A 25,623-nucleotide genomic window follows, 5' to 3' on the forward strand; every position below is an offset into this window, starting at 1 on the left:
GCCTGCGCGCGCGCATCGCCGGCTGCCGCGCGGGCCGGTAGCGCGCTGGCGTCGCGCGCGCCGGCCCCGTCGCAGTCAGCGGCCAGCGCGGGACCGCAGAGGAAGGTCTCCACGCAGCCGCGCTGGCCGCACCAGCAGGCCGGGCCCGGATGCTCGGCCGGCGTCATCCAGGGCAGCGGGGTGTGGCCCCATTCGCCGGCCACGCGGTTGCGCCCCTCCAGCAGCCTTCCGCCCACCACCACGCCGCCGCCCACCCCGGTGCCCAGGATCACGGCGAAGACCGTGCCGTGACCAGCGCCGGCACCGTCCGCCGCCTCGCTCATCGCCAGGCAGTTGGCGTCGTTGGAGAGCCGCACGGGCCGTCCCAGCCGTGCCTCCAGATCGGCGCCCAGCGGGCGGCCGTTGAGGAAGGTGGAATTGGCGCCGCGGATCAGCCGCGTCGCAGGGTTCTCGCTGCCGGGGATGCCGACGCCGAGGCTGCCGCGCCCGCCCAGCTCAGCCTCCGCGCCCTCCACTAGCTCGCCGATGGCGGCGATGGTGCCGGCGTAGTCGCCGGGCGTGGCGACGCGCCGGCGCAGCCGGACCGCGCCCGTCGCATCCAGCGCCACGACCTCGATCTTGGTGCCGCCGAGGTCGATGCCGAGCCGCCATGCGGCGGTGCCGTTCCGCGAAGCCATGCGGCGACACATGGCGCGCCCGCCGACCGGCGCGCAAGCGGCCAGCTTGCCCCCGCCCGCGCGCGGTGCTGGACTCGCGCGATGGGAGACACGACCCTCGATGTCCAGGGGCTGACCTGCCCGCTGCCCGTCCTGAAGGCCAACAAGGCCCTGCGCGCGCTGCCGCCGGGCGCCAGGCTGACCGTGCTCGCCACCGACCCGGCCAGCGTGAAGGACTTCCGCGCCTTCGCACAGGAAACCGGCCACGCGCTGGTCGCCTTCAGCGAGGAGAAGGGCGTCTATCGCTTCACCCTCAAGAAGCGGGAGGAGCCGGCGTGACACGCCAGAAGCATCGCACGAAGGCGGCCCGCGCAGCGGGCCGAGCGCGCGAATGCGCGCCGCCGCCAGTGCGTCACGCCGCAGGCGTGCCTCCGGCACGACGAAGCCAAGGCCGCGGATGCGGCCGCCCGGCGCTTGAGGGCACCACAAGATGAGTGTGCTGCTGTTCAGCCACCGGGCCTGCCTGCACCACGACATGGGCCCGCACCACCCGGAATGCCCGGACCGGCTGCGCGCCGTGCTGCGCGCGCTCGAGACCGAGGAATTCTCCGACCTGATCCGCGACGAGGCGCCGCAGGCCACGCCGGAGCAGCTGGCCCGCGTGCATCCCCGGCGCTACGTGGATGCGATCCTGGCCATCCGGCCGGAGCCGGACGACATGGTGGCGCTGGATGGCGACACCTCGATGAACTGGGGCAGCGCGGAAGCCGCGCTGCGCGCCGCCGGCGCCGGCATCGCCGGTGTGGACGCGGTCTGCCGTGGGGAGGCGCGCCGCGTCTTCTGCGCCGTCCGCCCACCCGGCCATCATGCCGAGCCGAGCCGGCCGATGGGCTTCTGCCTGTTCGCCAACGTAGCCGTCGCCGCGCGCCACGCCCAGGCGGCGCATGGGCTGAAGCGCGTGGCGGTGGTCGATTTCGACGTGCACCATGGCAACGGGACCCAGGCCTGCTTCGAGGCCGACCCGAGCATCCTCTTCGCCAGCTCGCACCAGTTCCCCTGCTATCCCGGCACCGGCGCGCCGGATGAGCGCGGCGTGGGCAACATCTTCAATGCCGCCCTGCCGCCCGGCGCCGACGGCGCAGCCTTCCGCGCCGCCTGGGCGGACCAGCTGCTGCCCGCGCTCGATGCCTTCGCGCCGGAGCTGGTGCTGATCTCCGCCGGCTTCGACGCCCATGCGCGCGACCCCCTGGCCCAGCTGCGCGTGCGGGAGGCCGATTTCGGCTGGCTCACCACCCAGCTCTGCCAGATCGCGGACCGCCATGCCGGCGGCAAGGTCGTCAGCATGCTGGAAGGCGGCTACGACCTGGACGCGCTGGCGAGTTCCGCGGCGACGCATGTCCGGGCGCTGATGCACGCCTGAGCTGGCGGCTTGCCTGGCCTTGCCGGCCCCCCGGCTGCGCCCTATCCCCTGCCGGCCGACCTCGGGAGGAGAAGGAAACCCATGATCCGCCGCCGCACCCTGCTCGCCGCCGCGCCCGTGCTGGCCGCTGCGCCGACCTTCGTCCAGGCCCAGGCCCCCTGGCCCACCGGCCCCATCCGCGGCATCTGCCCCTTCGCCCCCGGCTCGGCCACCGACATCGTTGCCCGCCTCTTCGCCGATGCGATGCGCCCCACCCTGGGCCACCCCATCGTCATCGAGAACCGCGCGGGCGCCGGCGGCATGTTGGGCGCCGAGGTGGTGGCGCGGGCCGTACCGGACGGCATGACGCTGCTGTTCGGCACCAATTCCACCAATGCGGCCGCCAATGCGCTGTTCCGGCGCGTGCCCTTCGACATGGAGCGCGCCTTCACGCCGATCTCCACCCTGGCCAGCGTGCCGCTGATCGCCGCGGTCAAGGCGGACAGCCCCCACCGCACCCTGGCCGACCTGCTGACCGCCGCCCGCGCCCGGCCGGAGGCGATCACCTATGCCCAGGCTTCCTCCTCGCAGCGGGTGGCGGCGGAGATGCTGGCCTCCATGGCGGGGGTGAAGATGCTGATGGTGCCCTACCGCTCCTCGCCGCTGGCGGTGCAGGACCTGATCGCCGGGCGGGTGGACCTGTTCGTGGCCGACCAGGCGGTGATCCTGCCGCAGGTCCAGGCGGGGGCGCTGCGGGCGCTCGGCGTCACCACCAAGGAACGTTCGCCGCAGCTGCCGGAGGTGCCGACCATCGCCGAGGCCGGGAACCTGCCGAACTACGAGCTGTTCGCGTGGTTCGTCCTGGCCGCGCCGGCCGGCACGCCGGCGCCCATCGTCGCCCGGCTCAACCAGGCCGTGCGCGCCGCCATGGAATCGGCCGAGTTGCGGGAGAGGCTGGCGACCGGCCTCGGCATGGCGGTCCGCCCCTCCTCCCCGGAGGAGGCGGCGAGCTTCATCGCCGCCGAGACCGTGAAGTGGACCAACGCGATCCGGGCGGCCGGGATCGAGCCGGAATAGGACGCGCCTGGTTCGTGTCGGTGCCGAGGGGGGCGGGTGGCATCACGCGCCCCCTTCCCATTTATGTTGGCCTTGGGGCCGGGATGGTGCATCATGTCAAGAATGGTTGACACTCGGGCGCCGGATACGTCCGGCCTGGTTGACACCCGACCGGTTGACACGCTGTCCTTCGAGGACGCGCTGGCGGAACTCGAAGGCATCGTGAAGGCACTCGAAGCGGGACAAGGCAAGCTGGAACAGGCGGTTGCCCAGTACGAGCGTGGCGCGGCGCTGCGCCGCCACTGTGAGAAGCTGCTCGCCGAGGCGGAGCAGAAGGTCCAGGCGATCGTCGAGGCGACGTCCGGCCCGACGCTGCGGGACGCCACCTGATGTCCGAGACTTTGGCCCCCGCCGACACCCTGGCTGCCGCCCTGCCCGAAGCCGCCGCCGAGATCGACCGCGCGCTGGACGCCCTGCTGCCGCAGCCCGAGGGGTCGGAGGCCCGCCTGTTCGAGGCGATGCGCTACGCCGCCATCGGCGGCGGCAAGCGGCTGCGCGGCTTCCTGGTGCTGGAAGGCGCGCGCCAGTTCGGCGTCGCTCGCGCCTCCGCGCTGCGCGTGGCGGCCGCGATCGAGATGCTGCACGCCTATTCGCTGGTGCATGACGACCTGCCGGCGATGGACGACGACGACCTGCGCCGCGGCAAGCCAACGGTCCACAAGGCCTTCGACGAGGCGACCGCGATCCTGGCCGGCGACGCGCTGCAGACCCAGGCCTTCGGCACGCTGGCCGACGAGGACACGCACTCCGATTCCGCCGTCCGGGTCGAGCTGGTGCGCTGCCTGGCGCGCGCGGCCGGTGCGCGGGGAATGTGCGGTGGGCAGATGCTGGACATGCTGGCCGAGGATGCCGACCGGCCGCTGGACGAGCCGGCGATCGGCCGCCTGCAACTGCTCAAGACCGGCCGGCTGATCGAGTTCTCGGCCGAGGCCGGCGCCATCCTGGGCAAGGCGCCAGCTGCCCAGCGCCAGGCGCTGGCCGCCTATGGCCGCGAGCTCGGTGCCGCCTTCCAGATCGCCGACGACCTGCTGGACGCGACGGCCACGGCCGAGCAGACCGGCAAGCGGACCGGCAAGGACGCGCAGGCCGGGAAGGCCACGCTGGTCTCGCTACTCGGGCTGGAACGCGCCCGACTGCAGGCCGAACGGCTCGCCGAACAGGCGATCCGCCATCTCGACAGTTTCGGGGAGCGCGCCGACCTGCTGCGCGCGCTCGCCGCCTATACGGTGCAAAGGAAGAGCTGACCCATGGCCGCTCCTGCCACGCCGCTGCTCGACCGGGTGCGCATCCCGGCGGACCTGCGCAACTTCTCCGCCGACCAGCTCAAGCAGCTTGCCGAGGAGTTGCGGGCGGAGACGATCCACGCGGTCTCCCAGACCGGTGGCCATCTCGGCGCATCGCTCGGCGTCGTCGAGTTGACGGTCGCGATCCACGCGATCTTCGAGACGCCGCGCGACCGGCTGATCTGGGACGTCGGCCACCAGGCCTATCCGCACAAGATCCTCACCGGCCGGCGCGACCGCATCCGCACGCTGCGGCAGGAAGGCGGCCTGTCCGGCTTCACGCGGCGCAGCGAGAGCGAATACGACCCCTTCGGCGCGGCACATTCCTCCACCTCCATCAGCGCGGGCCTCGGCATGGCGGTGGCGCGCGACCTGAAGGGCGACGAGCGCAACGTCATCGCGGTGATCGGCGACGGGTCGATGTCCGCCGGCATGGCGTACGAGGCGATGAACAATGCGGGCGCGCTGAAGGCCCGCATGATCGTCGTGCTGAACGACAACGACATGTCCATCGCGCGCCCCGTCGGCGCGATGAGCGCCTATCTCTCGAAGGTCGTGTCCTCGCGGCCCTTCCTCAATGTCCGCGAGATGATGGCGAAGCTCGCCAAGCGCTTCCCCAAGCAGATCGAGCACGCCGCGCGCCGCGCCGAGGAATTCGCCCGCACCGTGCTGACCGGCGGCACGCTGTTCGAGGAGCTGGGCTTCTACTACGTCGGCCCGATCGACGGCCACGACCTGGATCACCTGCTGCCGATCCTGCGCAACCTGCGCGACGCCGACGAGAACCACCCGATCCTGCTGCATGTCGTGACGCAGAAGGGCAAGGGCTATGCGCCGGCGGAAGCCGCGGCCGACAAGTATCACGGCGTGCAGAAGTTCAACGTGGTGACGGGAGAGCAGCAGAAGGCCCCGCCCGGCCCGCCGGCCTACCAGAAGGTGTTCGCGCAGGCGCTGATCGCGGAAGCCGAGGCCGACGAGCGCATCGTCGCCGTCAATGCCGCGATGCCGTCGGGCACCAGCCTCGACATGTTCGCGAAGCGCTTCCCGAAGCGCTGCTTCGATGTCGGCATTGCCGAGCAGCACGCCGTAACCTTCGCGGCCGGCATGGCGACGGAGGGCCTCCGGCCCTTCTGCGCGATCTACTCCACCTTCCTGCAGCGCGGCTACGACCAGGTGGTGCACGACGTGGTGCTGCAGGGCCTGCCGGTGCGCTTCGCCATGGACCGCGCGGGGCTGGTGGGCGCGGACGGCGCGACCCATGCCGGCAGCTTCGACATCGCCTATCTCGGCTGCCTGCCCGGCATCGTGCTGATGGCGGCGGCGGACGAGGCGGAACTGGCCCACATGGTCGCGACCTCCGCCGCGATCGACGACGCGCCCTCCGCCTTCCGCTATCCGCGCGGCGAGGGCACCGGCGTGCCGGTGCCGGCGCGCGGCACACCGCTCGAGATCGGGCGAGGCCGCATCCTGCGCGAAGGCACCTCCATCGCGATCCTCTCCTACGGCACGCGCCTGGCGGAGGCGATGAAGGCGGCCGACGAGCTGGCCGCGCAGGGCCTCTCGGCGACCGTCGCCGATGCGCGCTTCGCCAAGCCGCTCGACACGAAGCTGGTGGAGCGGCTGGCGCGCGAGCACGAGGTGCTCATCACCATCGAGGAAGGCTCGGTCGGCGGCTTCGGCAGCCTGGTGGCGCAGCACCTGGCCTGGTCCGGGCTGCTGGACACCGGCCTGAAGTTCCGCCCGATGTGCCTGCCCGACCGCTTCATCGACCATGCGGCGCCGAAGGTGCAGTACGACCAGGCCGGGCTGAACGCGCGCCACATCGTGGCCGCCGCGGTCGCCGCGCTCGGGGTGCCGATGGCCCAGCCGGCGCGGGCCTGATGCTGCGCTCGCCCTCCCCCGCGTGGCGGGGGAGGGTCGGGGTGGGGGCCAGCGCGGCATGACCAATGCCAAGCTCCGCGCCGACGTCGCCCTGGTGGAGCGCGGGCTCGTCGAATCCCGTGCCCGCGCCCAGGCGCTGATCCTCGCCGGCAAGGTGTTCTCCGGCGAGACGCGGGTCGCCAAGGCCGGGGACAGCATCAAGCCCGACCAGCCGCTGGAGGTGCGCGGCCAGGATCATCCCTGGGTCAGCCGCGGCGGCGTGAAGCTGGCCCATGCGCTGGCGCAGTTCGGCCTCTCGCCGAAGGGCCTCGTCTGCCTGGATGTCGGCGCCTCGACCGGCGGCTTCACCGACGTGCTGCTGCACCACGGCGCGGCGAAGGTCTATGCCGTGGATGTCGGGCACGGGCAGCTGGCCTGGACGCTGCGCAACGACCCGCGCGTGGTGGTGAAGGAGCGCGTGAACGCGCGCTACCTGGATGCCACGCAGATCGCGGAACCGGTGCAGGCCATCGTCTGCGACGCCAGCTTCATCGGCCTGCGCACCGTGCTGCCGGCGGCCCTCGCGCTGGCCGCGCCGGGCGCCTGGGCGGTGGCGCTGATCAAGCCGCAATTCGAGGTCGGGCCGGCCGTCGCCAGGGGCGGCGTGGTGCGGGAGCCGGCGGTGCATGGCCGCGTCTGCAACGAGATCCGCGCCTGGTGGTCGGCGTTGCCGGGCTGGCAGGTGATCGGCATCGAGGCCAGCCCGATCCTCGGCCCCGAGGGGAACCGGGAATTCCTGATCGCCGCGCGGCGGGGCTGAGCCGTCCGCGCGACTGTCAGGTCTTCCGACAGGTTGTCGGGCTTACGCCGCCGGGGCGCGCCGGCGCAGGCCGAAGAGGCCCAGCAGCCCGGCGCCGAACAGGGCCAGGGAGGCGGGCTCGGGGACGCCAACAGCGACCTCGCCGTTCGTGCCACCCAGATTCAGGCCGCCGCCGGTGATCGGATCGACGAGCAGCGTGAAGCTGCTGCTCTCGCCTAACAGATAGTTGGAGACCCACAAATTCTCAATGTCATAGATAGGAACTTCGACAATCTCAACGACCGTGTAGGTTTCTTCCTCCCAAAAACCACCGCACAACCCATAAAAATCACACTCCTCTTGTGTATATTCGTAATAGACAAGTTCCGTAACCTCAGTCTCAACCCGACGAAAATCTGAGCCTATGTAGACTTCTTGGAAATAGTCTAAAAATACAGTCCCAGACCATTTCCAATTTACATTGAAAAGGCCAGGAGTGTTAAAGATCAAAGGTGCGGCGAGCAGATAGGTCGTTTTGTAATGGTCGCCGATCCAGCTAACCTCGTCCGCAACGACAGTCTGTCCATTCGAACTGACCTCGATGCGTGGATACATGGTGGGAGTGGTGTAGGGATCGACTGTGGTAAGAGTGAGCTTGAACTCGATCGACACCGGATTGCCAGGGGTCACCGGCGCGAACCAACCGACCCGGATATCGAGGGAGAAGTCCTGGGCTTCGGGCGGCGGTCTCCAATATTCGTCAACGACGATGTGATCCGCCTGCGCCGGCACCGCTGCGCAGAGCGCAGCGGCGACTGCGACTGCGGGTAGAGTGTAAAACAAGCTGCGCATCGGGCCTCCCGCTGCTTCCGTTGATCTGTCTGGCGGTCGAGCAGGGCTGCACCGCGCGTGCGACCTATTACGCAACTGTTGCGCTGACAATGTCAAACATGCGCAGGGGCCGAGAGAGGGGGCTGGACCGGCCGATCAGCGCCAGGGAGGCGGGATCGGGCACGCTCCCGATCTTGCCGCCGAACCTGATGCCGGAGCAGCTTCATCGAGAGCAGGGCATTGTTCCGCATCCGCCCATGGATCCGGCCGGTTCCCACGGCGTGCCCCGCGGCCGACCGTCGCGGGCTGCAACCCACTTGCCTCCCGCCGCCGGCCGCGCGAAGCGGATACCGACAGACCGGAATCTCGACTCCATGGACCTGATGCTCCGCGGCCGCGTCGCCGCCATCACCGGCCCCGCCAAGGGCATGGGCGCCGCCATCACCCGCGCCTTCGCCACAGAGGGCTGCCGCCTGGTGCTGGTGGGCCGCGACACCGCCGCCATCGCGCCGGTCGCGGAGGAGGTCGCGAAGGTCACCGAGGTGCTGGTGGTCGGCACCGACATCACCTCCGACGCCGCCTGCTTCGCAGCGGCCGAGCAGGCGAAGGCGCGATTCGGCACGGTGGACATCCTGGTCAACGTCGCCGGCGGCTCCGGCCCCATCGGCAAGACCGGGCTGCAGACCACGCAGGCGGAATACGACGAGATCGTCGAGCTCAACATGCGCGGCTGCTTCAACACGATCCGCGCCTTCGCGCCGATGATGGTGGCGCAGCGCTGGGGCAAGATCGTGAATGTCGGCGGCACCTTCGGCATGCGCGGCCGCGCCGGGCGCCTGGCCTACAGCGCCAGCAAGTGGGGGCTGCGCGGCATCACCAAGTCCTTCGCGCTGGAGCTCGGCCCGCACAACATCAACGTCAACAACGTCGCGCCCGGCATGGTGGACGGCCCCCGCTTCCGCGAGAAGGTCTGCCGCGAGATGGCGCAGCGCCTCGGCATCACCGAGGAGGAGGCCGCGAGCCGCCACGCCGCCGACTACGCGCTGGGGCGCGTCACCAACGACCAGGACGTGGCGAATGCCTGCCTGTTCATGGCCAGCGACATGTCGCGCCAGATCACCGGCGTGGACCTGCCGGTGGATGGCGGCTGGGCGGCGCTGTAGCCTCGGCCGGCCGCCCGCCGCCTCGGTCCGCCGCCTCGATCCGCGCCGGGGCCGGCCCTCAATCCGCGCCGGGGCCGGCCATTAGTCCGCGCCGGGGCCGGCGACGAACTCGCCGCCACGCATCAGCGGCTCGACCGCGCCGGACTGGGTGATGCCGTCCACCTCCACCTCGCCCGATCCGATCATCCAGTCGATGTGGATCAGGGAATGGTTGGCGCCGCGCTGCGCCAGCCGTTCCTGCGTCTGGTGCGCACTGTCGCGCAGGCAGGTCAGGTAGGCTTGGCCCAGCGCGATGTGGCTGGCCGCGTTCTCGTCGAACAGCGTGTTGCGGAACAGCAGCCCGGAGCGCGAGATCGGCGAGGAATGCGGCACCAGCGCCACCTCGCCCAGCCGCGCCGCGCCCTCGTCCGTGGCCAGCACGCGCCGCAGCACCTCCGCCCCGCGCGACGCGTTCGCCTCCACGATGCGCCCGCCCTCGAAGCGCACGGCGATGTCGTCGATCAGCGTGCCCTGGTAGGCCAGCGGCTTGGTGGAGCGCACCACGCCTTCCACCCGCTGCGCATGCGGCGTGGTGAAGACCTCCTCGGTCGGGATGTTCGGGTTGCAGACGATGCCGTTCTTCGCCGCCTCCGCCCCGCCGGACCAGAGGTGACCGTCGGCCAGCCCCACGCGCAGATCGGTGCCGGGGCCGCGGAAGTGCAGGGCAGCGTAGTCCTTGCCGTTCAGGAAGGCGGTGCGCGCGTGCAGGACCGCGTTGTGCCGCGCCCATTCCGCCACGGGGTCCGGCACGTCCACCCGGCAGGCGGCGAAGATCGCGTCCCACAGCCGCGCCACCGCCTCCTCCTCCGGCAGGCCGGGGAAGACCTGGCGGGCCCAGCCCGGCGTCGCCGCCGGCACCAGGTTCCAGTTGATGGCGAAGCTGGTGATCAGCTCCAGCGCCGGCCGATACGCCTTGCTGCGCGCCTTGTTGGCGCGCGCCACCTTCTCCGGGTCCTCGGCGGAGAGCAGCGTCGGGTCGTCGCCGACCACCGCCAGCCGGGCCGCGCCGCCACGGAAGGCCTCGGCCATGGCATGGAACAGCCAGCCCGGCGCGACGTCGAAGGCCTCGTCCGGGTGCGCATGGCGATAGCGCGCCAGGGTCACGGCGTCGTCGCCGATCAGCGGCGTCACCAGCGGGGAGCCGGCCTTGTAGGCCTGCTCGGCGATGCGGCGGACCAGCGGCATCGCCTCGATCGGCGCCGTCATCACCACCTCCTGCCCGGCGCGCAGATTCAGCCCGACGCGCACCGCGAGCGTGGCGAGCTTGTCGAGCCGGGCTTCGAAGGACACGGCAGGCATCACGTCGTCGGGCATCTTTGCCTTCTCAGGAACTGCTAGTCGGGGATGGGGCGCCGCGCACCAGGCGGCGCACGGCGGCAAGGATCTCGGGCCGGTCCCACTCCGCCTCGCCTTCCAGCCGCGCCACTTCCAGCCCGCGGCGGTCGAGGATCAGGGTGGTGGGCAGGCCGCGCACGCCGAGGGCACGGCCCGCGGCGCCGCGCGGGTCGAACCACATGGCCAGGTGGCGAAGCCCGGTGCGCTGGTAGAAGGGCTCCACCTGCGCCCGCCCGCCGCGGTCCGAGGACAGCGGCAGCACCTCGATCCCGTCGCGCGCCAGCGCCGCCTGGGCGCGGTCCAGCGCCGGCATCTCCGCCACGCAGGGCGGGCACCAGGTGGCCCAGAAATTCACCACCAGCCCGCGCCCGCGGAAGGCCTCGAAGCGTGTCTCGCGCCCCTCGGCGTCCTGGAACACCAGGTTCTCCGGCAGGGGGCGACCCTCCGGCGTCTCGCGCAGGCGGGACAGGCCGCCATCGGCCGGCGCGGGGACCGCTTGACGCGGAACGAGCCCGGTGGCCAGGGTCCCGCCGACCGCGACGGCCAGCACGCGGCGGCGCTGCATCAGCACAGGATACTCCGTTCCGTGGGCGACGATACCAAGAGCTCCAACTCCCACTCCCTCTGGGGCGGCCGCTATGCCGAGGGCCCTGGCGCCATCATGCGGGAGATCAATGCCTCCATCGGCTTCGACCGCAAGATGTGGCGCCAGGATATCCGCGGCAGCCTCGCCCACGCCGCCATGCTGGCGCATGTGGGGATCATCTCGCGCGATGACGAGGCGTCGATCCGCCAGGGCCTCGAGCAGATAGCGGCAGAGATCGAGGCGGGCAACTTCGCCTTCTCCGAGGCCCTCGAGGATATCCACATGAACATCGAGGCGCGCCTGACGGAGCGCATCGGGGAGGCCGGGAAGCGCCTGCACACCGGGCGCAGCCGCAACGACCAGGTGGCGCTGGACGTGCGCCTCTGGGTGCGCGACGCGATCGACGGGCTGGATGCGCAGGTCGCCGACGTGATGCGCGCGCTGGCCGAGCGCGCCGCGGAGCATGCCGGAACCGTGATGCCTGGCTTCACCCACCTGCAGCCGGCGCAGCCCACCACGCTCGGCCATCACCTGCTGGCCTATGTCGAGATGCTGTCGCGCGACCGCGGGCGGCTGGCGGATTGCCGCAGGCGCCTGAACGAGAGCCCGCTCGGCGCCGCGGCGCTCTGCGGCACCGGCTTCCCCATCGACCGCCACATGACCGCCGCCGCGCTCGGTTTCGACGCACCCACGCGCAACAGCCTGGACAGCGTGGCGTCGCGCGATTTCGCGGCTGAGTTCCTCTTCGCCTGCGCGATGTGCGCCACGCACCTGTCGCGCTTCGCGGAGGAGATCGTGATCTGGACGAACCCCTATTTCGGCTTCGTCAAGCTCTCCGACGCCTTCACCACCGGCAGCTCCATCATGCCGCAGAAGCGCAACCCGGACGCGGCGGAGCTGGTGCGCGGCAAGACCGGCCGCATGATCGGCAACCTGGTCGCCATGCTGACCACGCTGAAGGGCCTGGCGCTGACCTATTTCAAGGACATGCAGGAAGACAAGGAGCCGGTCTTCGACGCCGCGGAGAACCTGGCGCTGTGCCTCGCCGCGATCGGCGGCATGGTGCGCGACATGCGCCCGCAGGTCGGCCGCCTGGCGGAGGCCGCCGGCGCCGGCTTCTCCACCGCCACCGACCTGGCGGACTGGCTGGTGCGCGAGCTGAGGATGCCCTTCCGCGACGCGCACCACGTCACCGGCAGGCTGGTGGCCAAGGCGGAGGAGATGGGCGTGGACCTCTCCGGCCTCACCATCGGCGAGATGCAGGCGGTGGAGCCACGCATCCACGAAGGGGTCTTCGGCGTGCTGAGCGTCGCCGCCTCCGTCCGCTCCCGCACCAGCTACGGCGGCACCGCGCCGGCGAATGTCGCGCGCATGGCGGCGGAATGGCAGGAGCGTCTGGCATGAAGGGCCTCCTCGCGCTCGGCGCCCTCGCGCTGCTGCTCGCGGCCTGCGGCCGCGTCGGCGACATCCGCCCGCCCGGCCCGCCGGACCAGGTGACCTTCCCGCGGACCTATCCGAGCCGCTGACGGCGGCCTATCGCGGGTCGCGCGCAGCCTCCTCCGGCTCCTCGTCGCGCTTCAGCAGCGCGGCGTCGATCTGCTCGATGAGGCGGGAGAAATCGACGGGCTTCGGGTGGTAGTCGTCGCAGCCCGCTTCCAGCACGCGGCCGCGGTCGCCCGACATGGCATGGGCGGTGAGCGCGATGATCGGGATGCGCGCGGTGTCCGGCGCGCCGCGCAGCTCGCGCGCCGCGGTCCAGCCATCCTTCACCGGCAGGTTCATGTCCAGCAGGATCACGTCCGGCTGCAGGCTGTGCGCCTTCTCCACGCCCTCCTGCCCGTCATGCGCCAGTTCCACCTCGAAGCCGCGGCGCTTCAGGCGGCGGGACAGGAAGTCCCACAGCTCCTCATGGTCCTCGACAAGCAGGATCCGCGTCACGTCGTCGCCTCCTTCCCCCGGCCGGTCCCGGCCCCCGTCGTCGGGCCGTTCCCCGCCACTCGCTTCAACTCGGTCACCAGCTCGCGCTGCGCTTCCTCGGCCGGCACGATGGTCCGCACCTCGTCGCGCAGCCGCGACAGCTCGGCCTCGTCCACCTCGCCCTCGGTGATCGCGATCACGGCAACGTCGCGCAGTTCCGGCCGGCGGCGCAGCGCGCGCAGCAGGGAGAAGCCCTCGCCCACGGCCGGGGCGCGCAGCTCGATCACCAGCACCGCCGGCACCGGCGGCGCCACAAGCCGCGCCAGCGCCGCCTGCGGATCCGCCGCCGTCTCCACGCTCCAGCCCTGCGCCGCCAGCAGCGCGGCGAGCTCGGCCCGCTCGCCTTCGTCGCTCTCCACCAGCAGCGCCAGGCCGGGCGCAACCTCGCGGCGGAAGCGGTCGAGCACGCGCTTCAGCCGATCCCACCGCACCGGCTTGTTGAGGTAGTCCGCCGCGCCGAGCGAGAAGGCGAGCCCGCGCTCCTGCACCACGGTCACCATCACCACCGGCACCTCCGCCAGATCCGGATCGGCCTTCAGGGCGGCCAGCACGGCCCAGCCATCCATGCGCGGCATCATCACGTCGAGCAGGATGGCGACCGGCCGCAGCCGCCGCGCCATGGCCAGCCCCTCCGCGCCGTCCGGCGCGCAGCACACCGCGAAGCCCTCGCGCCGCAGGAAGCGGGAGACCAGGTCGCGCGTCGCCGCGTCGTCGTCGATCACCAGCACCAGCCCGCCCGGCCCGTCATGCTCGGCGGCGGCCGCCTCGCCGAGCCGCGCGGCCTCGTCCTCGGGCTCGGCGCGCGCGGCGCGGAGATCGGCGGGCAGGCGCAGCGTGAAGGCGCTGCCCGTCCCCGCCTCGCTCGTCACCTCGATCGTGCCGCCCAGCATCGTCGCGAAGGCCTTGGTGATGGCCAGGCCGAGCCCGGTGCCGCCGAAGCGCCGCGTGGTGGAGGCATCGGCCTGGGCGAAGCGCTGGAAAAGCCTCTCCAGCTGCTCCGGCGTCATGCCGATGCCGGTGTCGCGCACCTCGAAGGACAGCGTGTCGCCGTCGCGGCGCGCGGTCAGGGTGATGCTGCCGTCCTCCGTGAACTTCGCGGCATTGCCCAGCAGGTTGAACAGGCACTGCCGCAGCTTCACCGGATCGGAGTGCATGGTGCCGAGGTTGTTCGCGCAATCCACCTCCAGGCGATTGCGTCGCCGCTCGGCCAGGGCTTCCACGGTCTGCGCCACGTCCCGCAACAGCTCGCAGGCGTCGAAATCCTCGGGCTGGATCTCCATCCGCCCGGCCTCGATCTTCGAGAGGTCGAGCACGTCGTTGATCAGCGAAAGCAGGTGGCGGGCATTGCTGTTGATCTTGCGCAGGTCGTCCAGGAAGGCGTCGCTGCCCTCCAGGTCGGTGACCTCCTCCTCCAGCATCTCGGCATAGCCGATCACGGCGGAGAGTGGCGTGCGCAGCTCGTGCGACATGTTCGCGATGAACTGGCTCTTGGCCAGGTTGGCATCCTCGGCCGCGGCCTTGGCGGCGGCCAGCGCCTCCTCGGTCTCGCGCAGCTCGGTGATGTCGGTGTTGGTACCGAACCAGCCGATCGGCCGCGACTCCTCGCCCTCCTCCTCGCCGGCCTCGAACAGCGGCAGCGCGCGCGAGAGGAACCAGCGGTAGCGGCCGTCGGCGCCGCGCAGCGGGAAGGTGTCCTCCCAGGGGCCGCCGCTCTCGATGGCGGCGCGGAAGCGTTCCTCCACGCGCACCACGTGGTCGGGGTGCTGCACGGCGCGCCAGCCCTCGCCCAACGCCTGCTCCGGCCGCATGCCGGTGTAGTCGTACCAGCGTCGGTTGTACCAGGCGATCCGGCCCTCCCCGTCGGTCATCCACGCCAGCTGCGGGATGGCATCGACGATGGTGCGCAGCCGCGCCTCGCTGCGCTTCAGCCGCTCTTCCGCGCGGCGGCGCTGCGTGTCGTCGATGGCGAACAGCCCCGCCCCCGCCACGCCGCCCGTCGCCTCGCCCGACTGCAGCGGGAACACGCCCAGCAGCAGGTGACGCAGGACCCGCTCCTTCCCGGGCGGCCGGACCGCGACCTCAATCCCGGTCTGCGCCCGTCCGCCCTCCAGCACCTTGCGCAGCGCCGGCGCGATCTGCTCGCGCACCGCCTCCGGCAGCGAGGCGCCGCTGCCGGCCTCGACACCCATCGTCCGCTCGCCCAGCTCGGCCAGGTGCCGGTTGGCATTGCCGAGACGCATGCGACGGTCCAGGAAGCCCAGGCCGATCGGGGCGTTCTCCATCACGCCGCGCAGCAGCGCCTGGGTGCGCTGCTCCGTGCGGCGGCGTGCCAGGGCCAGCGCGGCGAGCAGGCCGCAGGCGACGAGCGCCGCGCCGAGCGCCACGCCATACGGCCAGGTTTCCTGCGGCGCGCTGCGCCACGTCCAGCCGGCGAGGGCGAGCGCCGCCAGCACGAGCCCGCCCGCCACCCACGGCGCGCGGCGCGCCCAGTTGGGCAGGGGCCGGTCGGGGCCCATGAGGTCGGCAGCACGGCTGCGGTCTGACAAGGTGGGATCCGGTTCCTGCGACGCAGCGTAAGCGCCGGGCGCAGGACAGGGTTCGCGCCGCCGAACCCGACCCACGGCGATGCGTTCCTGCCCCGCAACGCCGCAGCATCGGGGGCAGGGACAGTGGACGCCATGGCAGGGGACCGGCGCAAAGCTGCGCGATCGGTCGCCGGCTGGCAGGGGCTTGCGCCGCTGCTGGCCGGGGCGATCGTGGTGGCGGCGCTCTATCTCGGTCGCGACCTGCTGGTGCCGCTCGCGCTCGCCGTGATCCTCGCCTTCGTGCTGGCGCCGCTGGCGCGGCTGCTGCGCCGCGCCGGGCTCGGCCGGGTGCCGTCCGTGCTGCTGGCGCTGCTGGCCGGCGTCGGCGCGATCCTGGGCGTCGGGCTGGTGGTGCTGCGCCAGCTGGCCGCGCTGGCCGGCGACCTGCAGGCCTATGGCGCGAACCTGCGCGCCAAGCTCGACCAGCTGCGGCTCGAGGACCTGCTGCGCCAGGTCGAGAGCACGCTGGACGGGCTGCGCAGCCTGTTCGGCGTGCGGCCGGAGGTCGCCGCGGCGCCCGCCGCCTCCGCCCCCGCCTCCTCCCCGGTGGAGGTCGCGGCCGCGGTGCTGGGGCCCGTGCTGGCGCCGCTCGCCACCTTCGGCATCGTCGTCGTCTTCGCCCTGTTCATCCTGCTCTACCGCGAGGACCTGCGCGACCGGCTGATCCGCCTGGCCGGCGTGCGCGACCTGCACCGCACCGTCGGCGCGCTGGATGACGCGGCCTACCGGCTCTCGCGGCTGTTCCTGGCGCAGCTGGCGCTGAACGCGGCCTTCGGCACGCTGGTCGGCGCGGGGCTGTGGCTGATCGGGCTGCCCGGCGCGCCGCTATGGGGCATCCTGGCGGGGGTGATGCGCTTCGTGCCCTTCGTCGGCACGGCGGTGGCGGTCGTCCCGCCGCTGCTGCTCGCGCTCGCCGCCGACCCAGGCTGGGGGCTGGCCGCCTGGGTGCTGGCACTGTTCGCGCTGGGCGAGCCGCTGATGGGCAACGTGTTCGAGCCGCTGCTGCTGGGCCGCAGCGCGGGGCTGTCGCCGATCTCCGTGATCGTGGCAGCGACCTTCTGGACCTTCATGTGGGGCCCCATCGGCCTGCTGCTGGCCACCCCGCTGACCGTCGGCCTGGTGGTGCTGGGCCGGCACGTGCCGCGGCTGGAGTTCCTGGACGTCATGCTCGGCGACCGCCCGCCGCTGCAGCCGGAGGAGAGCTTCTACCAGCGCGCGCTGGAGGGCGACGCGGATGCTCTCGTGGTGCAGGCCCGCGCCGCGCTGCGGGCCCGCACCTCGCTGCTCGCCTGGCATGACGAGGTCTCGCTGCGCGGCCTGGCGCTGGCCGAGGCCGACTGGTCGCGCGAGGTGCTGGAGGGCGAGACGCTCGACACCATCCGCCAGCAGGTCGAGACGCTGCTCGACGAGCTGGCGCAGACCCCGCCGGCGCCGGTGGCGGCCGGCGTCCCGCCCAGATGGCGGGACGACGGCGCCGTGCTCTGCGTGGCAGGCCGCGGCCGCCTGGACGACCTGGCGGCGGCGGTAGCGGCGCAGGGGCTCCGGCATGACGGCTTCGGCGCCGTCGCGCTGCCCGGCACGGCGCTGGAAGGCGCGCCGGATGCGCGGCTGGATCCCGCGCGCGTGCGGCTGTGCTGCCTGTCGGTGCTCGAGGAGGGCAGCAGCGCGGCCGCGGTGCGCTACTTCCTGCGCCGCCTGGGCCGGCACCTGCCGGGCGTGCCGGTGGTGGTGGCGCTGTGGCACGCCCCGCCCGGCAGCGACATGCTGGCGGAGCTGCGCCAGGAAGGCGGCGGCGCAGCCGTGATCGTCACCTCGCTCGGCGAGGTCGCTGCCTTCTGCCAGGCGGCGGCCGACCAGGCGGCCGAGACCCCGGTCGCGGCGCCGGTGGGTTGAGCCCGGGGGCGACGCTGGACAGGCTGGCGCGCGCTGACGCATTGTCCGGCCCCCTCGAACCGGGAGGCACATCCGAAATGAGCAAGACAAGCTTCCGTGCGGCCTTGCGCGCGGCAGCCTGCGTGCTGGCGCTGGGCGCCGGCGTCGCGGCCGCGCCGGCCGGCGCCACCACCTTCACCTGGGCCACGGCCAACGACATCCTCGGCCTCGATCCGCACGCCAACAACCACGGCGTGACCAACACCATGAAGGAGAACATCTACGAGCCGCTGGTGAAGCGCCAGCCGGACGGCAGCATCCGCCCCGCCCTGGCGGAGCGCTGGGAGCAGCCGAACCCGACGACCTGGCGCTTCCACCTGCGCCGCAACGTGCGCTTCCACGGCGGCGAGCCCTTCACCGCCGCCGACGTCGTGATGTCCGCCGAGCGCGTGCGGCAGAACGACATGGCCTATGTGCTGGCCTCCGTCACCGCGGTGCGTGCCATCGACGACCACACGGTGGAGATGGAGACGCGCGCGCCGAACCCGATCCTGCTGCAGGACCTCGTGCTGTTCTTCATCATGAGCAGGCCGTGGGTCGAGGCGAACAACGCCATGGGCGTGGCACGCGCCGGCCAGCCGGGCGCCAACACCGCTTTTCCGCAGCTGAACGCCAACGGCACCGGCCCCTTCCGCGTGACGGAGCGCGTGGCCGATGAGCGCACGGTGCTGGTGCCGAACCCGCAGTACTGGGCGGCGTCGGAGATGAACCACGGCATCACCCGCGCCGTGTTCCGCCCGATCGCCTCGGCGCCGACGCGCCTGGCCGCGCTGCTCTCGCGCGAGCTCGACATCATGTACCACGTGCCACTGCAGAACGTGCAGCAGGTGCAGAACCAGCAGGGCGTGCGCCTGGTGCAGGGCCCGACCGCGCGCAGCATCTACTTCGCCTTCGACGTGACGCGGGAGGAGAGCCTGGACGAGCCGGGCCGCCCGAATCCGCTGCGGGACGTGCGCGTGCGGCGCGCGATGTACCAGGCGATCGACATGAACACGATCACCCGCGTCATCCTGCGCAACTCCACCACCGCCTCCGGCCTGCCCATCGCGCCGGCGATCGGCGGCCATGTGGCGGCCCTGGCGGAGCGCCTGCCCTTCGACGCCGACGCCTCGCGCCGGCTGCTGGCGGAGGCGGGCTACCCCAACGGCTTCCGCATCACGCTGAACTGCCCGAACAACCGCTACGTCAACGACGAGGCGATCTGCCAGGCGGCCACCGCGATGCTGCAGCGGGCCGGCATCCAGGCGCGGCTGAACGCCGTGCCCTTCGGCCGCTTCCTGCAGGGCGGCGCGAACAACGAGTACCAGTTCTGGCTGCTGGGCTGGACGCCCGGCAACTTCGACATGACCAACCCGGCGCGCGAGCTGCTGGGCGAGGGCAGCTTCAACTGGGGCAGGTTCAACGACGCCCGCATGAACGAGCTGGCGCGCGAGATCGGCACCATCTCGCCCGACGACCCACGGCGCCAGCAGTTGGCGGCCGAGTACTGGACGCGCTACCGCGAACTGCTGCCGCAGATCCCGCTGCACCAGGAACCGCAGATCTTCGCGGTCCGCGACACCGTGGCCGACTTCACGATGCGCGTGCAGGAGGACCTGGAGCTGCGCTGGGTCCGCATGCGCGGCAACTGAGCGCGGCGCATCGCGCGTGACGGAGGGGCCCGCCACGGCGACGTGGCGGGCCTTTCGCGTCAGATCAGCCCGCCATTCACGTGGATCACCTGCCCGGTGACGTAGCCTGCCTCCGGCGAGCAGAGGAAGTTCACCATTGCCGCGACGTCGTCCGGCGTGCCGAGGCGCCGCAGCGGGATCTTCGCCGTTACCGCCTCCCACTGCGCCGGGGTCAGCGCGGCATGCGCGCCGGGGTCCTTGCGCGTGTAGCCCGGGGAGACGGCGTTGACAGTGGTTCCCTTCGCCGCCGCCTCCATCGCCACCGCCCGCACCAGCGCCTCCATGCCCGCCTTGGCCGCGGCGCTGGCGGGGAACAGCGTGACGTCGGTGCGGAAGACATGCGCGACGAAGGAGGAGATGGCGACGATCCGTCCGTCCTCCAGATGCGGCAGCGCCGCGCGTGCGGTGCGCAGGAAGCCCCACAGCACCGCATCCAGCGACTTCGCGAAGACCGCGTCCGGCGCGTCGCGGAACGGCGTCCTGTCCGCGAAGCCGGCGGCGAAGACCAGCGCGTCCAGCCGGCCGAACCGCTCCAGCGCGCGCGCCACCAACGCATCCGGCAGCGCGGCGTCGGCGATGTCGCCCAGCATCACCTCGGCCTCCGCGCCCTTCGCGCGCACCTCTTCGGCCACGCGCGCCGCGCCCTCGGCGTTCCTGCGCGTGTGCACGAGGATGGCGGTGCCCGGCCCGGCCATGCGGCGGCAACAGGCGGCGCCGATGCCGGAGGCCGCGCCGGTCACCAGGACGACGCGGCTCACCGCGGAAGGTCCGCCGGCGCGAACCCGAACGCCTCCCTGAAGCGCGCGGCATAGCGCGGCCAGGCTTCCGGGTTCACCAGGCGCGGCGGTACCTCGCCGCGGAAGATGCCGATCCACTGCTCGGCCGCGGCGCGCGCCATCTCGTGCAGGGCCTCATGCGTGATGCCCGCATTGTGCGGGGAGGCGATCACGTTCTCGAAGCGCAGCAGCGGGTGGTCGGCCGGCGGTGGCTCCGTCACCCACACATCGAGGCCGGCGCCCGCTATGCGGCCATGCTCCAGCGCCTCGGCCAGCGCGGCCTCGTCATGGATGCCGCCGCGCGCGGTCTGGATGAAGTAGGCGGTGGGCTTCATGCGGGCGAACTGCGCGGCGCCCATCATGCCGAGCGTCGTCGCGTCGCGCGGCGTGTGGACGGTGACGAAGTCGCTGCGCTCCAGCAGCTCCTCCATCGTGACCTTCACCGCGCCGCGCGCGGCCACCTCGGCCGCGGTCAGGAAGGGGTCGCAGGCCAGCACGGTCATGCGGAACAGGCCGCGGCAGAGCTCCGCGACGCGCGTGCCGATCTGGCCAATCCCGATGATGCCGACCGTCTTGCCGATGATGTCGCTGCCGGTCAGGGCGAAGCGGTCCGGCGCTGCGCCGCGGCGCAGCGCCTTGTCGGCCTGCGGGATGCGCTTCGACAGCACCAGCATCAGGCCCAGCGCGTGCTCCGCCACCGCTTCCTTGTTGGTGCCGGACTGGTGGCAGACGATGACGCCGGCCTGCGTGCAGGCCTCCACGTCGATCACGTCGTAGCCCGCGCCGGTGGAACTCGCCGCCAGCAGGTTCGGGGCGCGGCGCAGCAGGTCGGCGTCGAAGAACCAGGGTTCGCGCAGCTCGACGCGCGGCAGCACGTGGTAGCCATGCGCGGCCGCCATCGCCGCATCCAGCTCCTCGCGCGGTGCGGCGAAGTCGAGGCGACGACGGACGATGTGGTTCGTCTCGTCGATCATCGCTTCGCCCACCGGGTTGGCGAAGGGCAGGAAGTGGACAAGGTTGGCCTTCACGCTGTCTCTCTCCGGTCAGGTCGTGCCGTCAGCTTCGCCAGGCCGGGTCGGGCGCGGCCAGGCCGCCATGCGCCGCCGACCAGGCGAAGGGATCGGCGATCCAGGCGCGCAGCTCGGCCAGCGCGCCATCGGGCAGTGCGGCGCGTGCAGCGGCTTCCGGCAGCACGTCGTCCCATGTGGCCAGCGCGAAGAGCTTCGCGCCGATATCCTCCACCTCCGTCACCAGACGGTCGAAGACGGCATACTTGAACAGCACGAAGACATGCGTGACCTCCGCCCCCGCTGCCCGCAGCGCGCGCACGTAGCGCGCCTTGCTGCGGCCGTCGGTGGTGACGTCGCTGACCAGCAGGGCGCGCGCGCCGGGACGCAGCGCGCCTTCCACATGCGCATCCGCGCCGAAGCCCTGGGCGCGGCGGCGCACCGTGGCGAAGGGCAGGTGGAAGCGCTCGGCCAGCATGGCGGCGATGGCGATGCCCCCCTGCTCGGTGGCCGCCACCGCGTCGAAGCCCGCGAAGCCGACTTCCTGCAGGATCCGCGCCTCCGCCCCGTCCAGCAGCGCCGCGCGGGCCAGCGGGAAGGACAGCGCGCGCGGGATGTCCAGCCAGACCGGGCTGGCCCAGCCGGAGGAGAAGACGAAGGGCCGCTCCGGCCGCAGCAGGATGCAGCCGGTGTCGAGCAGGATCTGGGCCGTGCGGCGCGCCGTCTCGCTCATCCGCCGACGACCTCCGCGCCGGTCAGCAGGATCTCCCGCAGCAGCGCTGCGCCGTGCAGGAAGTCGTCGAAATCCATGGCTTCCCGGGGGTTGTGGCTGCCGTGCTCGTTGCGCACGAAGACCATCGCGCTCGGCACGCCGGCATTGGCGAAGATCGCAGCGTCGTGGCCGGCGCCGCTGGCCAGGACCTCGTGCGGCAGGCCGGCGGCGGTGCAGATGGCGCGCGCATGGGCCAGCAGGCGCGGATCCATCGCGGCGGGCGGCGTGCGCACGCCGGGGCCGAGCTCGATGCGCACGCCGCGCTCCCGCGCGATCTCGGCGATCTCGGCGCGGGCCAGATCGCCGAAGGCGTCCAGTGTCGCCTCGCTCTCGCTGCGCCACTCCAGCGCGAAGCGCAGCTCGCCGGGCACGCGGGTCATGGCGTGCTCGCGCGGGTCGGTCGTGAAGATGCCGAAGGTCATCACCAGGTCCTCGCCGCGCTCCAGCAGGGTGCGCCAGGTGCCGTCCAGCCGCATGGCGAAGTCGGCCGCGCCCAGCACGGCGTCGCGTCGCAGCCAGCGCGGCACGGCGCCGGAATGCGCTGCCTCGCCCAGCGCGCGGGCGTTGGGGTGGCGGTGGTTGCCGCGGATGCCGGAGACGAGGCCGACCGGCACGCGCCGCGCCACCATCACCGGTCCCTGCTCGATGTGCAGTTCCACGAAGTGGGAGAGAGCGGCGGGATCGCAGAGCGGCCGGCGCGCGGCGACCACGGCGGTGTCGGCGCCCTCCCGCCGCATCGCCGCGCCCAGCGTCAGCGCGGGATCGCGCAGGTTGGGCAGGTCGAGCCAGGCGGGATCGAACAGCCCGAACAGCGCGGAGGAGCCGAGATAGGGCCGGCCGTACCAGGCGCTCTCCTCGCCGCGCAGCACGAAGAGGTGCAGCGTGCGCACAGGGCGCGGGCCGCGCGCGGCGTGCAGGATAGCCAGCAGCCCGGCGATGACACCCGCCGCGCCGTCGAAATTGCCGCCCTGCGGCACGCTGTCCAGGTGCGAGCCGCAGGCCGCGGCGGGCCGCGACGGGTCGCTCCCCGGCAGTGTGACGCGCAGGTTCGCCGCCGCGTCCCAGGTGCAGTCCAGGCCGGCATCCCGCGCGATCGCCTCGATGCGGCGCATCGCCGCGGTCTCGCCGGCGGCATAGGTCTCGCGCGTGATGCCGACGCCGTCGTGATGCGCGGCGCGCAGTTCCTCGAACAGGTCGCGGGCCAGCGCGGCCAGGTCGGGTGCCACGACCAACGGGGCGGGGACGGCCAGGTCCATGGCCGGGACCATCGCCCGCGGCGGCCGGCGCGGCAAGCCGCGCTTGACTTCGCGGGGCCGCCACCGAACATCGCGGTACGAGACGGGAACGGGCCCCTCATGGATATCGGTCCGGCCGCCTTCCCGGTGGCCGAGCGGAGCCTCGCGGTGATCGAGAGCGCGCCCGTCGGGCGGCGCTATCATCGCCTGTTGCTGGATGCGCCAGACCTTTCGGCGCGCAGCCGCCCCGGGCAGTTCTACCACCTGCTGTGCCGCGACGGGGCGGGCAACGGGCCATACCTGCGCCGCCCGATGAGCATCTGGCGCTGCGGCGCGGGCGAGCCGCTCGGCTTCCTGTTCCACGTCAAGGGCAAGGGCACGGCCGCGCTGGCGGGATTGCGCGCGGGCGATGCGCTGTCCGTCGTCGGGCCGCTCGGCCACGGCTTCACGCTGGACCCGCGCTGGCAGCGCATCCTGATCCTGGCGCGCGGCGTCGGGCTGGCGACGCTCGCGCCGCTGACCGGCGCGGCGGCGGGAATGGGTATCGCGGTGGAGGCGCTGCTGTCCGCCCGCGCACGGTCCGACCTCATGGCGGCGGAGTTCGCCGGCGCCTCCGGTGCGCAGGTCACGTCGGTGTTCGACGAGGACGGCAGCAGCGACACGGCGCGGGTGGAAGCGCTGCTGCGGGCCCGCTTCGCAACGGTGCGGCCGGATGCCGTCTTCACCTGCGGCTCCAACCGGCTGTTCCTGCTGCTGCAGCGCCTGGCGACGGAGTTCGGCATCGCCGGCCAGGTGGCGCTGGAACAGCAGATGGGCTGCGGCCTCGGCATGTGCTTCTGCTGCGTCCGGCAGGTGCGCGACGCCGAGGGCAAGGTGGTGAACCTGCGCGTCTGCGCCGAGGGCCCGGTCTTCGACCTGCAGGCCGCGCTGGCATGGTAGATCTCTCGGTTCGTATCGGCAGCCTGACGCTGGCGAACCCGGTGATGCCGGCCTCCGGCACCTTCGGGCCGGAGCTGTCGCAGGTCTTCGACCTCGACGCGCTCGGCGCGCTGGTGACGAAGTCCGTCACGCCGGAGTTCCGCGCCGGCAACCCGCTGCCGCGCCTCTGCGAGACGGAGGCCGGCGTGCTGAATTCCATCGGCATCCCCGGCAAGGGGCTGGACCACTTCATCGGCCAGGCGATGCCGGAGTGGCGGCGCTTCCGCGCGCCGCTGGTGGTCAGCCTGAGCGCGCCAACCGTCGCGTCCTTCGCCGAGTGCGCGGCGCGGCTGGCGGCAACGCCGGGGGTCGCGGCGATCGAGGCGAACATCTCCTGCCCGAACCTGGAGGAGGACGGCCGCGCCTTCGCCATGCACCCGGAGCCGGCGGCGGCCGCGACGGCCGCGATGCGGCGCGCCGTGGGCGGCCTGCCGCTCTGGGTGAAGCTTTCCCCGAACACCGGCGACATCGCAGCCGTGGCGCGTGCCGTGGCGGCGGAGGGTGCGGATGCGCTGGTGGTGGCGAACACCATCCTCGGCCTTGCGATCGACATCGAGACGGCGCGGCCGAAGCTCGGCAGCGGCATGGGTGGCTTCTCCGGCCCGGCCTTCAAGCCGATCGCGCTGCGCCTGGTCTGGCAGGTGGCGCAAGCCGTGCGCATCCCCGTCATCGGCGTCGGCGGCATCGCCACGGCCGAGGACGCGGTGGAGTTCCTGATGGCCGGCGCCACGGCCGTGCAGGTCGGCACCGCGAGCTTCGTCAGCCCGACCGCGATGCTCCAGGTGATCGACGGGCTGCGCGCCTACTGCGCGCGCAAGGGGATCGCGCGCGTCGGTGCGCTGACCGGCGCGGCGCTGCCTACTGCCCTGCCGGCTGCGGCCGAGTAGCGGAGGTGTCCTCCGGCGCGCCGTTCTCGGCGGGGTTCAGCCGCCACAGCGTCCAGTTCAGGAAGCCGGCGAAGCTGACCCAGACGAGATAGGGCACCAGCAGCCAGGCGGCCGTCGCGTTGACCGGCGCGAAAGCGGCGATCATCCCGGCGATGGAGACCCAGAACACCGCCAGCTCGCCCAGCGCCAGATCCATGCGGCGCCTGCCGAAGAAGATCCAGGACCAGGCGGCGTTCAGCAGCAGCGACGCCCACCACAGCAGGATCTCCGCCCCGAAGCCCACCTGGCGCCAGACCAGCCAGGCCGAGAAGGCGATGGAGAGGTAGAGCACCGCCCAGGCGATCGGGAACAGCCAGTCCGGCGGGTTGAACCAGGGCTTGCGCAGCCGCGCATACCAGGCGCCCGGCTTGAAGATCGCGCCGGTGGAGGCCGCGGCGAAGCAGGCCAGGATGAAGCCGCCCAGGGCCAGGGCTTCGGTGATGCTCATGGGGGACCCAGTTGGGCCTTCGCGGGGTCCGTGTCGAGCCGTCACGTTCGTCAGCGTGCCGCGAGCAGCGCCCGGGCGAGCGGCGGGCGGCCGGCGATCGGGATGGGCAGGGACCGGTAGGCGTCGAGGCCCCGGCCCGCCAGCCCTCCCCCGGCCGGCACCGCCACCCGCTCGGCCCCGTTCGACAGCATGGCCCCGCCACCGCCGGCGGGCAGCGGCGCACGGGCCGGCGAGGTGGCGGCGAGCGCCA

Annotated in this window: 25 protein-coding genes and 2 pseudogenes; 14 read left to right on the forward strand and 13 right to left on the reverse strand. The window is 72.5% G+C overall.

Going from position 1 to position 25,623, the window contains the following annotated elements; translation table 11 throughout:
• Positions 1-677: ROK family protein (locus OZN99_RS05630; protein WP_270934210.1), on the reverse strand; the 677-nt coding region annotated here is incomplete at its 3' end.
• Positions 678-758: 81 nt separating this feature from the next.
• Here OZN99_RS05630 and OZN99_RS05635 point away from each other — a divergent pair.
• The 7 genes from OZN99_RS05635 (at position 759) to OZN99_RS05665 (ending at position 7,134) form a co-directional block, all read left to right on the forward strand.
• Entirely contained in the window at positions 759-995 is a 237-nt protein-coding gene (locus OZN99_RS05635) for a sulfurtransferase TusA family protein (RefSeq protein ID WP_270934211.1), read from the forward strand.
• A gap of 151 nt (positions 996-1,146) precedes the next feature.
• Positions 1,147-2,076 (forward strand): histone deacetylase family protein, encoded by a 930-nt coding sequence (locus tag OZN99_RS05640; RefSeq protein WP_270934212.1) that lies wholly within the window; start codon positions 1,147-1,149, stop codon positions 2,074-2,076.
• A gap of 81 nt (positions 2,077-2,157) precedes the next feature.
• Positions 2,158-3,132 carry a Bug family tripartite tricarboxylate transporter substrate binding protein gene (locus OZN99_RS05645; protein WP_270934213.1) on the forward strand — a complete coding sequence of 325 codons (975 nt, stop codon included), beginning with the start codon at positions 2,158-2,160 and terminating at the stop codon, positions 3,130-3,132.
• 102 nt (positions 3,133-3,234) lie between these two features.
• A complete protein-coding gene (locus tag OZN99_RS05650) occupies positions 3,235-3,501 on the forward strand; it encodes an exodeoxyribonuclease VII small subunit (RefSeq protein ID WP_270934214.1) in 267 nt (88 codons plus the stop codon).
• Complete coding sequence (locus tag OZN99_RS05655) at positions 3,501-4,415, forward strand: polyprenyl synthetase family protein (RefSeq protein ID WP_270934215.1); 915 nt, start codon at positions 3,501-3,503, stop codon at positions 4,413-4,415. Before OZN99_RS05650 ends, OZN99_RS05655 begins: the two co-directional genes overlap by 1 nt.
• 3 nt (positions 4,416-4,418) lie before the next feature.
• Complete coding sequence (dxs, locus tag OZN99_RS05660) at positions 4,419-6,335, forward strand: 1-deoxy-D-xylulose-5-phosphate synthase (protein WP_270934216.1); 1,917 nt, start codon at positions 4,419-4,421, stop codon at positions 6,333-6,335.
• A 58-nt stretch (positions 6,336-6,393) separates the two neighbouring features.
• Positions 6,394-7,134 (forward strand): TlyA family RNA methyltransferase, encoded by a 741-nt coding sequence (locus OZN99_RS05665; RefSeq protein ID WP_270934217.1) that lies wholly within the window; start codon positions 6,394-6,396, stop codon positions 7,132-7,134.
• Between the two features lie 42 nt (positions 7,135-7,176).
• Here OZN99_RS05665 and OZN99_RS05670 read toward each other — a convergent pair whose 3' ends face one another.
• A complete protein-coding gene (locus OZN99_RS05670) occupies positions 7,177-7,965 on the reverse strand; it encodes a PEP-CTERM sorting domain-containing protein (protein ID WP_270934218.1) in 789 nt (262 codons plus the stop codon).
• 353 nt (positions 7,966-8,318) lie between these two features.
• Between OZN99_RS05670 and OZN99_RS05675 the strand changes: the two genes are divergently transcribed.
• Entirely contained in the window at positions 8,319-9,107 is a 789-nt protein-coding gene (locus tag OZN99_RS05675; RefSeq protein WP_270934219.1) for an SDR family NAD(P)-dependent oxidoreductase, read from the forward strand.
• A gap of 81 nt (positions 9,108-9,188) precedes the next feature.
• On the opposite strand, the gene OZN99_RS05680 is transcribed toward OZN99_RS05675, so the two are convergent.
• Both OZN99_RS05680 and OZN99_RS05685 read right to left on the reverse strand, forming a co-directional pair.
• The gene (locus OZN99_RS05680) at positions 9,189-10,460 is read right to left on the reverse strand and encodes an aminopeptidase (protein ID WP_270934220.1); all 1,272 of its coding nucleotides are present in this window, start codon (positions 10,458-10,460) and stop codon (positions 9,189-9,191) included.
• Positions 10,461-10,470: 10 nt separating this feature from the next.
• Complete coding sequence (locus OZN99_RS05685; protein WP_270934221.1) at positions 10,471-11,046, reverse strand: TlpA family protein disulfide reductase; 576 nt, start codon at positions 11,044-11,046, stop codon at positions 10,471-10,473.
• 21 nt (positions 11,047-11,067) lie between these two features.
• Between OZN99_RS05685 and argH the strand changes: the two genes are divergently transcribed.
• Both argH and OZN99_RS05695 read left to right on the forward strand, forming a co-directional pair.
• The gene (gene argH / locus OZN99_RS05690) at positions 11,068-12,471 is read left to right on the forward strand and encodes an argininosuccinate lyase (protein WP_270934222.1); all 1,404 of its coding nucleotides are present in this window, start codon (positions 11,068-11,070) and stop codon (positions 12,469-12,471) included.
• On the forward strand, positions 12,468-12,593 hold the full coding sequence (locus OZN99_RS05695; RefSeq protein ID WP_270934223.1) for a hypothetical protein: 126 nt from the start codon (positions 12,468-12,470) through the stop codon (positions 12,591-12,593). The genes argH and OZN99_RS05695 overlap by 4 nt, the downstream gene beginning before the upstream one ends.
• A 7-nt stretch (positions 12,594-12,600) precedes the next feature.
• Here OZN99_RS05695 and OZN99_RS05700 read toward each other — a convergent pair whose 3' ends face one another.
• The 3 genes and pseudogenes from OZN99_RS05700 to OZN99_RS33510 all read right to left on the reverse strand — a co-directional run.
• Positions 12,601-13,005, reverse strand: a complete 405-nt coding sequence (locus OZN99_RS05700; protein WP_270934224.1) for a response regulator — start codon at positions 13,003-13,005, stop codon at positions 12,601-12,603.
• A complete protein-coding gene (locus tag OZN99_RS05705) occupies positions 13,002-15,017 on the reverse strand; it encodes an ATP-binding protein (RefSeq protein ID WP_408611809.1) in 2,016 nt (671 codons plus the stop codon). The genes OZN99_RS05700 and OZN99_RS05705 overlap by 4 nt, the downstream gene beginning before the upstream one ends.
• Positions 14,997-15,326: pseudogene (locus OZN99_RS33510) on the reverse strand (PAS domain-containing protein); the annotation flags it as partial. The pseudogene OZN99_RS33510 and the gene OZN99_RS05705, both read right to left, overlap by 21 nt.
• Before the next feature lie 396 nt (positions 15,327-15,722).
• Between OZN99_RS33510 and OZN99_RS05710 the strand changes: the two are divergent.
• Complete coding sequence (locus OZN99_RS05710; protein WP_270934226.1) at positions 15,723-17,522, forward strand: AI-2E family transporter; 1,800 nt, start codon at positions 15,723-15,725, stop codon at positions 17,520-17,522.
• A gap of 77 nt (positions 17,523-17,599) precedes the next feature.
• Complete coding sequence (locus tag OZN99_RS05715) at positions 17,600-19,192, forward strand: ABC transporter substrate-binding protein (RefSeq protein ID WP_270934227.1); 1,593 nt, start codon at positions 17,600-17,602, stop codon at positions 19,190-19,192.
• Positions 19,193-19,251: 59 nt separating this feature from the next.
• Here OZN99_RS05715 and OZN99_RS05720 read toward each other — a convergent pair whose 3' ends face one another.
• From OZN99_RS05720 to OZN99_RS05735, 4 genes are read right to left on the reverse strand one after another with little or no spacing between them, the layout of a single operon-like run.
• Positions 19,252-19,989: an SDR family NAD(P)-dependent oxidoreductase gene (locus OZN99_RS05720; protein ID WP_270934228.1), complete on the reverse strand. Its 738-nt coding sequence runs from the start codon at positions 19,987-19,989 to the stop codon at positions 19,252-19,254.
• Entirely contained in the window at positions 19,986-21,035 is a 1,050-nt protein-coding gene (locus OZN99_RS05725) for an NAD(P)-dependent oxidoreductase (protein ID WP_270934229.1), read from the reverse strand. Before OZN99_RS05725 ends, OZN99_RS05720 begins: the two co-directional genes overlap by 4 nt.
• 28 nt (positions 21,036-21,063) lie before the next feature.
• The gene (locus tag OZN99_RS05730) at positions 21,064-21,747 is read right to left on the reverse strand and encodes an orotate phosphoribosyltransferase (protein ID WP_270934230.1); all 684 of its coding nucleotides are present in this window, start codon (positions 21,745-21,747) and stop codon (positions 21,064-21,066) included.
• Complete coding sequence (locus OZN99_RS05735) at positions 21,744-23,042, reverse strand: Zn-dependent hydrolase (RefSeq protein WP_270934231.1); 1,299 nt, start codon at positions 23,040-23,042, stop codon at positions 21,744-21,746. Before OZN99_RS05735 ends, OZN99_RS05730 begins: the two co-directional genes overlap by 4 nt.
• 99 nt (positions 23,043-23,141) lie before the next feature.
• On the opposite strand from OZN99_RS05735, the gene OZN99_RS05740 reads away from it, so the two are divergent.
• Both OZN99_RS05740 and OZN99_RS05745 read left to right on the forward strand, forming a co-directional pair.
• Positions 23,142-23,960 (forward strand): dihydroorotate dehydrogenase electron transfer subunit, encoded by an 819-nt coding sequence (locus OZN99_RS05740; RefSeq protein WP_270934232.1) that lies wholly within the window; start codon positions 23,142-23,144, stop codon positions 23,958-23,960.
• Positions 23,954-24,886: a dihydroorotate dehydrogenase gene (locus OZN99_RS05745; RefSeq protein WP_270934233.1), complete on the forward strand. Its 933-nt coding sequence runs from the start codon at positions 23,954-23,956 to the stop codon at positions 24,884-24,886. Before OZN99_RS05740 ends, OZN99_RS05745 begins: the two co-directional genes overlap by 7 nt.
• Here OZN99_RS05745 and OZN99_RS05750 read toward each other — a convergent pair.
• Together OZN99_RS05750 and OZN99_RS05755 are read right to left on the reverse strand one after the other, a co-directional pair.
• Positions 24,858-25,373, reverse strand: coding sequence for a TspO/MBR family protein (locus tag OZN99_RS05750; RefSeq protein WP_270934234.1), 516 nt, complete (start codon positions 25,371-25,373; stop codon positions 24,858-24,860). The two genes, OZN99_RS05745 and OZN99_RS05750, sit on opposite strands and share 29 nt — an antisense overlap.
• Positions 25,374-25,423: 50 nt before the next feature.
• Positions 25,424-25,623 (reverse strand): annotated as a pseudogene (locus tag OZN99_RS05755) (hypothetical protein); the annotation flags it as partial.

Origin of the sequence: Falsiroseomonas oryzae, assembly GCF_027856955.1 — a bacterium.
GTDB lineage: Bacteria > Pseudomonadota > Alphaproteobacteria > Acetobacterales > Acetobacteraceae > Falsiroseomonas > Falsiroseomonas oryzae.